Genomic DNA, 7,171 nt, shown 5'->3' with positions numbered 1-7,171 from the left:
TGCGGGTCTGCCATTCGCCATCACCGAGGAACTCGATGCCGGTGCTGTCCACGAGGAGGTTGAGCGGACCCTCAGCACGGCGACGGGATCTGGACCGCCAATGTTCGATGGCCTTACGCGGCCCCACTGGGGCCACGGTTCCATCTCACTCTGTCTGCGGCACAGGGTGCTGAAGTCGGGCGCGGACCAGTCCAGCCCCGCCAGCCGCAGCAAACTGGCCACCATGCCCGCGGTCTGTCGCAAGGGCAGCTTGCACAGAACGTTGATCGAGAGGCAGAACTGGATGGCCGCATCCGAAAAGACCGGCGGGCGTCCCAGGCGGCCTTCATGCGGCGCCAGCCAGGCCATCTCCTTATCTACCCAGATCAGCATCGACCCGCGCTAGCTGGACCAGTTCGTCGTGCGGTAGCGGGCGGGTGGAGGCTTGCTCATGCGCCTCACCTAACCGCATGGGTTCGCGTTGTGAATCGTCCGCAGTCGGAGTTACGCGACAATGGCCCTCCGCATGCGTGCTCGCCGGGCTCGGGCTCTAGTCTGCGGCTCAGTCACTGCTCTGCTCGCCGGAGAGCACCCCACGATCCGATTACCGTCTTCGGGAAACGTTCTGGATCGGCTGGTTGATGCTTGCCGCTCTTACCTATCCGATCGTGCCGCCATTTATCCTGGGTCGCCTGAAACAGCCCGTCGCCCGTCGCATCCAGGACATGGTGGTGCACACCGATGCGCTCATGCAGAAGGCGGACTGGATGACCGGAGCGGCCGCCAGCGTCGGCATCATCGGCGTCGGCTTCGGCCTGTGGTGGGCGGACGCGGCCGAGACGGGCCGCTACATCGTTGCCGACCTGTGCGGTGTCACGAGCGCACCGCATGATGCCGATCGCCGCAACTATGGACCGGGTGAACAGGATCGTGCCTGGCGGCTCGCTGGCATCAGCTTCATCCCATGAGGCGCGGCTTTGCGGTCCGAAAGCGAGGAGCGGCGGCATCGGCTTGCGCCTTGCCAAAGCGTGTGAACGTGCACTTACACTTTGGCTACGGGTATGGCGCCCGGAGTAGGGAAGAAGGCGTGCGCATTCCTGCCCGCGTCACTTTCATAGGAACGGAAGAAAGGAACCTGAGAGATGGAAGGACTTCTGGATGCCATCGGAGCCGCCGCGCTGGTGTTTCTTGCGGTGGTTGGGGCGGTGGCGGGCTTCATCGCAGGCAAGATCGCGGGGCGCAACATGGCCCTGTACATCGTCGTAGGCATCGCTGCGGCGGTGGTGACACCATTTGTGCTGACTGCCCTCGGGATCGGCATCCTCGCCGCAGGCGGCCTTTTGCTGCTGTTGGCGGTCGCAGCTATCGGCGCGATCATCGTCCTTCTCTTGGTCCAAGTGCTTCTCGGGCGTCGGCGATAGGAAAATCACGCCGGAGGGCCTGCCGATATGGCAGCGCTCCGGCGTCGCTGCCGAGAAACAGCATTGTGGCTCAACCGGAAGGTTTGTCCTCATGAACCGGTCAGGACGACCTTACCTTGGATAGACGCCGGAGACATCGCGCCCCATGGTGATGGGCAGGTCGTCGGCGCTGACCAGCGGGTAAGCGCCCCGGCGGATCTTGTAGTCCACCGGATTGACGCTGGCGGCGTGAACAAGAATCCTCAACTCGCCGAAACCGGGTTCCGGAGTGTCGATCTCTTCGGACGTGAGGACGTCAGACGCGCCGAATTCGTGAATGCGGATAGCAAGGGACATCGAACCTCAGGATTCGCTGTCGTGTTCGGGCTTGTTCTTGCGCTCGGTCGAGGCGAAGTCCTCGAGCTGCTCCTCGGACATGCTGTCGTACATGTCGCGCGCGGGTCCCTGCAGATCGCTCACTTTCGTCTCGCCGCGCTTGGCGGCCAACGCGGCACCGGCGGCCTTCTGTTGCGCTTTCGATTTCGCGGGCATCGCAGCATCCTCTCGTCAGGAGAAACGTTCGATCCTAGAACACGTGGTTGGTTTCGATGTTCCGCGGCGAAGGCAGGTCCGGCATCGTCACCTCTCTGATCTGGCTCACGACCCCCTTGCCAGGAGGTCTTTGGCTATGGCTCAAAGGGCTGAGCCTTTTGAACCCGATGAGCAGGGCCGACGCCTCATCCGGGACGGCTGGCAGCGCCTTCGCGTCTCCCGCCCTTCACGATTTCGCGGCCGTGCTGCCCAGTCCCGCGACCTGGCTGCCAAATGCGCGCTTCTGGACGGCTGCCGACACGACGGGCAGCAGGTATGTGATGGCCAGCGTCGCGAGCGACATGCCGTTCATGTTCGTCAGGGCCGCAAGGGTCTGCCAGACGTCACCGTCAGGCGTGTGGTCTCCATTTCCTGCCGCGAACAACATTTGGCCCACGAAGTAGAAGCGCCCGCTCCGGTCCGTGGGCTCATTCGTCGTAGCATGCAGTAGCGAGCCCTGGTCGCCGGCATATACGAGTGTCCAGCCAAGCCAGAGAAGCGAGATCCAGAGGAGGACGACAAAGGCCAGAATGAATGGCCCGAAGAGGCTCAGCACCAGATGGCGATCGCGTTCAATGAGGGCAAGCGCTCCACGCCAGCTCCAGGTTGTGATCCTCGCGGAATGCGGACCGGCATTCCCGTCGACCCAGAGCGCGGTCCAAAGCGCGTCCACAAACGCGAGAAGGATCATGGAAATGCCAGCGCTGCACATTCTGTCCCCCGTGCACAGCCTTCCTGAAGGCGCTTTACGGGCCTTGGCCGCAGTGCAAACGAACGAAGCGCCGAGGCAGAGATCGAAAACGCCAGTGCGCTCTCACGCTGCGGGGGCGCATTGCAGGCGGGACAGACATCAGTGTTCGCGCCAAATGCGATGGGCAGCACGAGCGCAACCGTCGTAATGCGCAAGATCTGCCGCTGCCCCACGATCGCGCGCAGCGCATCAAGGCACGCGTGCCAGCACCCATGTTCTCCATTGGCTGCCAGTCGTCATGATCCTGTCTGTTGTCGTGGCATTCCCTCCAACGAACGTTTCATCTGCTGGTTCGACTACGCAAAGCGATGCGGCGGCCGCAGAAGGAGGTCGCCTGCCTGCAAAGCCCCTTGCGACGTGGTCGAGGGCGAACCTGCCGACACAGGAAGCCAAGCGGCCAAGCCCGACTTCGAGGGCGGACTGGTCAATCATCTGGAGCGGCTTGACGAGTCCAGCCGGGCCCCGCGCGTTCGCTCGATGGGGAACTGCTGATGAGCCTCGCCGTTCGCCTCACGTGTAGACCTTCAAGGAGATGCAGGATGACCAGCAGCGATGGTGCCACCCCTCTTGTGCCCAGCGACGAGGGCGACAAGAAAGGGCTCGAGCTAGGCCGTGCCCAGGGCGAGGCGCTGACCCGGACCTTGCGTCATATGACCGGCGAGATTGCGCATGATGGCCGCGAGGTGCAGTCGGGCGAGTACCTCGTGGCCTATGCCGTGGAAGAAGCCGAAGGGATGTACGTCCCGAAAAACGGCGGCCTCGAATGGACAGAGCCGGACGAAGAGAATGCTCATATCGAGATCGCCGTCCGCGACGCTGCCGATGGCCGTCTGATCCCCGGCCTCAAGATCGAAGCGACAGTCATGGATGGAGACGGGAACGAGATCGGCACCCATGAAATGCCTCTCCTCTGGCATCCCTATCTCTACCACTACGGTCGCAACTGGAAGCTTCCGGCGGACGGCAGCTATACGCTGAAGGTGCGCTTCGATGCCCCAAGCTTCGCCCGCCACGACGAAAAGAACGGCAAGCGTTTCCTCAAGGGAGCCGAGGTCACTTTCGACGACGTGAAGGTCAAACGCGGGCAGGACTGAGCCCCTGTGCGCGGGATGCGGCGCCGACTCATCACAGTCCCGCAGCGGGCGTGAAGGAGGTGCGATACCTCTTCGCATCTGCGCGGGTCCTGCTCCGAACGCCGGCAGGTAAGACGGCGTGCCGCTGCCAAAGGCTGGCAAAGCTCAACGCGACACTCTTGCACCGCGGCATGTCGCGACCCGTTGCGTATTGATCTGCCGTCATGATCACCTCCCAACGGTGAACACGATGCCTGTCCCGCGTGCATGCGGTGCGCCGCCGTCCCTGAACCGCAAATGGCCGTCTGGCGCTGGTATAAGGCGGCGGTCCCTTCAAAAACTGAGACGCCGGCCCGGCAATGTCCTGTGCCGCACGTGAGAAAGTCGCAAAACGGAGGCCGGCATGTGGGATGATTTTTCGACATTGGCTCTCGTCGCTGCGTTCGTCGTGGCGGGCGGCGTCATCCTCATGGCGGGCCTGCGGATGACGGGCTTGGCCGACACGCTCGCGGACCGCACCGGGCTTGGCGAGGCGCTCATAGGCGGGGTCCTGCTGGGGGCCGCGACCTCGCTCAGCGGGATCATCGTTTCGGTGACGGCGGCGCTCGACGGGTACGCCTCGCTCGCTTTCTCGAACAGCGTTGGCGGCATCGCGGCCCAGACGGTGTTCCTTGGGGTGGCTGACATGTTCTACCGCAAGGCCAACCTGGAACATGCTGCCGCCGATCTGGGAAACCTCTTCCAGGGTGTCGTCCTGATGGTCCTGTTGATGCTGCCCTTGGTTGCCATGACGACGCCCGAGGTCGCGATCTGGGCGATTCATCCCGTCTCCTTCGCCATTCCGGTCGTCTATGCGGTGGGGCTGATCGCCGGGCGGGCCGTACATGATGCGCCGATGTGGGAGCCGGTGGACACCGGCGACACCAAGGCGGATCAGCCCGAGGAAGAAGACGCCGAAAGCAAGGCCAAGAGCACCCAGCGGCTTTTCCTGACCTTCGCCGCACTGATGATCCTGATGGGCGCGGCAGGCTATGTTGTTGCAAAGACGGCCTCGGAACTTGCAGACCGGATGGAGATTTCGGGAACCTTGATGGGCGCGCTTGCCACAGCCGTCGTCACGTCCCTGCCAGAGCTCGTGACCACCGTTGCCGCCGTGCGGCGGGGTGCGCTGCAACTGGCCGTGGGGGGCATCATCGGCGGCAACACCTTCGACACTCTTTTCCTCATGGCGTCGGACATTTCCTATCGCGACGGATCGCTTTACCACGCTGTTTCGTCCCAGGACTATTTCTGGATCGTTTCTGCTTTGCTTATGACCGGCATCCTGATGGGCGGCCTGATCTTGCGGCAAAGACAGGGTCCAGGGAGGATCGGGATCGAGAGCGCGCTCCTCCTCCTCGTGTATGGAGGCGCGGTCGTGGTTCAGGTGTTGTCCGGTGGGCTTTGACGGAGGGAGGAAAAGTCCTTTCCCTAGGCCGTGCCTGCAAGCCGCAGCTGCGTGTCCTGCGGCGCCGCTCCCGCAGCCTGTCTCCTGGGGTTGGGATCGACTACCTACGCATCTGCTGGAGATCTCGTCTCTTCCGAGCCCCATCTGGGTAGGACCGAGCATAATGAAGTGCGTTCAGCAGATGTCGGGCGATTGTGCATGTGTAGTCGCCTGCTGAGCGCTCCGGCGTAACCGCCAGAACGAGGCGCGAAAGTCGAGACGATCGCGCAGGCATTCACTCCAGCGACGCCTTCACGATCGCTGTCGCCATACTCGTTCCGTGCACCCACCACGACCATGAGCGCAGCGACAGCCGAGAAGTCGAACAGGCCATTCGACTCCCCCAGGTGCGCATGAGTTGATGCGAAAGAAATGGTAAGCAGCCCGGCTGCGAATCCGTAGAGGGCGGCGTACATGGTGATCTTCCATCTGCCGTCCGCCAGATCATTGATGGTATCTGATACCCGATCATAATCAGGGACGAATACTTGTGCAGTCAGTGTCGCTGCGATGGAGGACAAGCAGCGGACAAAGCTGATAGCGGCAAATGTCACCAGCAAGTCGGGGCACAGGTTCAGAAACGCTCCCTGTCACGCGTGAAGCGGCCCGCTTCCGACGCGGGCCGCCGCTGGGTCATGTCACCACCAGCCGCTGTCGCCCTCTTGGCGCGCCTCGAGTTGCTCTTGGGACAGCGGGGTCACGAGAGCCAGGTCGCCGTAGCCGCTCTCTGCGGTTCCACCGACTGTTTTCAGGTCGGCGATATCGATGACGACGTCTTCATCACCGATGTCCAGCCAGCCGCCTATTTCGGCAATTACGCCGACGATGGTGCCGTCCCGAGAAATGACGATGTCAGAGACTTTGCCGATTTCTTCCCAATCCTGGTCGATCTCCCCATAGTAGCCGGTGTCGCCCCAACTGGCTTCGTCATATTCCATGTACTGCGTGTAGATGTCGGCACCGATGATGCTTTCGGCGCGAATGAACTGTTCGCTCAGCTCACCGGAGACGACGCCGCTATTCATGCCCAATTCAGTGGCAAGATGCGTTTCTGCTTGCGCGATGCCGGCAGTCCCGGCCGAAAGGGCAAGGGCGAGAGCAGAAATACTGAAGCGTTTCATGCTTATCCTCCGTGTCACTTTTGAAACTGAACAACGGTTCGGCCCGCGGGACGTTCCATTTCAGCGCGAGGCTTGATCTCCGGAAGCGCGCAAGATCGCGGATCGCAACGGTGGCGCAAGGCGCAGGCGAAATGATCTCGCGCGTCTGCAGAACGCGACACTTGCTTATTGGGTTGGAAATTGCTCCTCTTGCCGACGTCCTTCGACGAGATGTGGAGTTTCGCATCATTGACTATAACGAAACCGGCAACCTTGTGACAAGTTCCGCCACGGGCGTTCCCGGCTTGTCTTTGTAGTGGATACGGCTCCCCGGTCCGCCTATGTCGTCTTGAACAGCCAAGACCGGTTGCTCGCGCGGGATAATGGCCGGCTCGACCAGTAGCCCTCTGGGCGCAGCCATCCAGGGAGGGTGCGCCGCACACGTGTTCAGCCGCATCATCCGCATTCTTGAGAGCATTTCGCCAGCCCCGGTCCGGAGCACGGCATCATCGGAACCACGGCCCTGCGGGACCTCGAAGGCCTGCGAACAGGCAGAGGTAGCAGCCTGCGGATCAAGCTGTCGGCGCAGCATCCATCTGGAGGGCGGTGTCATCGACCCACATGCGCTGCAGAGTGACCGAGATCCGGCAGGCCAACGCCACCGTCACCCTTTTTCTGCCCCGGCGCTTTGCACCTTGAGCGCCCCAGCTTCTCGGCCATGCCGCTTGGCCCCGGTTCATCATCACGATTGCGGCCTGGCACAACGCGCGCCTCAAGCTCACGTCACCGGC

The 7,171-nt window shown here is 62.5% G+C and carries 8 protein-coding genes and 1 pseudogene; 4 read left to right on the top strand and 5 right to left on the bottom strand.

Annotated elements, in window-relative coordinates; genetic code table 11:
• Nucleotides 1-372, bottom strand: a pseudogene (locus ACFDS3_RS17945) (transposase); the annotation flags it as partial.
• 245 nt (nucleotides 373-617) lie between these two features.
• Here ACFDS3_RS17945 and ACFDS3_RS17940 point away from each other — a divergent pair.
• A complete protein-coding gene (locus tag ACFDS3_RS17940; protein WP_375263723.1) occupies nucleotides 618-947 on the top strand; it encodes a hypothetical protein in 330 nt (109 codons plus the stop codon).
• Nucleotides 948-1,121: 174 nt separating this feature from the next.
• Entirely contained in the window at nucleotides 1,122-1,400 is a 279-nt protein-coding gene (locus ACFDS3_RS17935) for a GlsB/YeaQ/YmgE family stress response membrane protein (protein ID WP_375263722.1), read from the top strand.
• Between the two features lie 111 nt (nucleotides 1,401-1,511).
• Here the strand turns inward: ACFDS3_RS17935 and ACFDS3_RS17930 are convergent, their stop codons facing one another.
• The 3 genes from ACFDS3_RS17930 to ACFDS3_RS17920 form a co-directional block, all read right to left on the bottom strand.
• A complete protein-coding gene (locus ACFDS3_RS17930; protein WP_375263721.1) occupies nucleotides 1,512-1,736 on the bottom strand; it encodes an alcohol dehydrogenase catalytic domain-containing protein in 225 nt (74 codons plus the stop codon).
• Between the two features lie 6 nt (nucleotides 1,737-1,742).
• Entirely contained in the window at nucleotides 1,743-1,931 is a 189-nt protein-coding gene (locus ACFDS3_RS17925) for a DUF3008 family protein (protein WP_375263720.1), read from the bottom strand.
• A 226-nt stretch (nucleotides 1,932-2,157) separates the two neighbouring features.
• Entirely contained in the window at nucleotides 2,158-2,661 is a 504-nt protein-coding gene (locus tag ACFDS3_RS17920) for a hypothetical protein (protein ID WP_375263719.1), read from the bottom strand.
• A gap of 599 nt (nucleotides 2,662-3,260) precedes the next feature.
• Between ACFDS3_RS17920 and ACFDS3_RS17915 the strand changes: the two genes are divergently transcribed.
• Together ACFDS3_RS17915 and ACFDS3_RS17910 are read left to right on the top strand one after the other, a co-directional pair.
• Entirely contained in the window at nucleotides 3,261-3,815 is a 555-nt protein-coding gene (locus ACFDS3_RS17915) for an iron transporter (protein ID WP_375263718.1), read from the top strand.
• 382 nt (nucleotides 3,816-4,197) lie between these two features.
• Nucleotides 4,198-5,241 (top strand): sodium:calcium antiporter, encoded by a 1,044-nt coding sequence (locus tag ACFDS3_RS17910; RefSeq protein ID WP_375263717.1) that lies wholly within the window; start codon nucleotides 4,198-4,200, stop codon nucleotides 5,239-5,241.
• Between the two features lie 677 nt (nucleotides 5,242-5,918).
• Here the strand turns inward: ACFDS3_RS17910 and ACFDS3_RS17905 are convergent.
• Nucleotides 5,919-6,401, bottom strand: coding sequence for a PRC-barrel domain-containing protein (locus tag ACFDS3_RS17905; protein WP_375263716.1), 483 nt, complete (start codon nucleotides 6,399-6,401; stop codon nucleotides 5,919-5,921).
• Between the last annotated feature and the right edge of the window lie 770 nt (nucleotides 6,402-7,171).

This window comes from Palleronia sp. (assembly GCF_042089775.1).
In the GTDB taxonomy this organism is placed as follows: Bacteria; Pseudomonadota; Alphaproteobacteria; order Rhodobacterales; family Rhodobacteraceae; genus Palleronia.
The sequence above is the reverse complement of the archived record's forward strand: the minus strand, read 5'-3'. Positions and strand labels throughout refer to the sequence as shown.

What these genes read in the sequence shown, in the direction of transcription:
- ACFDS3_RS17905 (WP_375263716.1), bottom strand. Translation starts at nt 6,401, where the DNA reads ATGAAACGCTTCAGTATTTCTGCTCTCGCCCTTGCCCTTTCGGCCGGG.
- ACFDS3_RS17935 (WP_375263722.1), top strand. Translation starts at nt 1,122, where the DNA reads ATGGAAGGACTTCTGGATGCCATCGGAGCCGCCGCGCTGGTGTTTCTT.
- ACFDS3_RS17915 (WP_375263718.1), top strand. Translation starts at nt 3,261, where the DNA reads ATGACCAGCAGCGATGGTGCCACCCCTCTTGTGCCCAGCGACGAGGGC.
- ACFDS3_RS17925 (WP_375263720.1), bottom strand. Translation starts at nt 1,931, where the DNA reads ATGCCCGCGAAATCGAAAGCGCAACAGAAGGCCGCCGGTGCCGCGTTG.
- ACFDS3_RS17910 (WP_375263717.1), top strand. Translation starts at nt 4,198, where the DNA reads ATGTGGGATGATTTTTCGACATTGGCTCTCGTCGCTGCGTTCGTCGTG.
- ACFDS3_RS17920 (WP_375263719.1), bottom strand. Translation starts at nt 2,661, where the DNA reads ATGATCCTTCTCGCGTTTGTGGACGCGCTTTGGACCGCGCTCTGGGTC.
- ACFDS3_RS17930 (WP_375263721.1), bottom strand. Translation starts at nt 1,736, where the DNA reads ATGTCCCTTGCTATCCGCATTCACGAATTCGGCGCGTCTGACGTCCTC.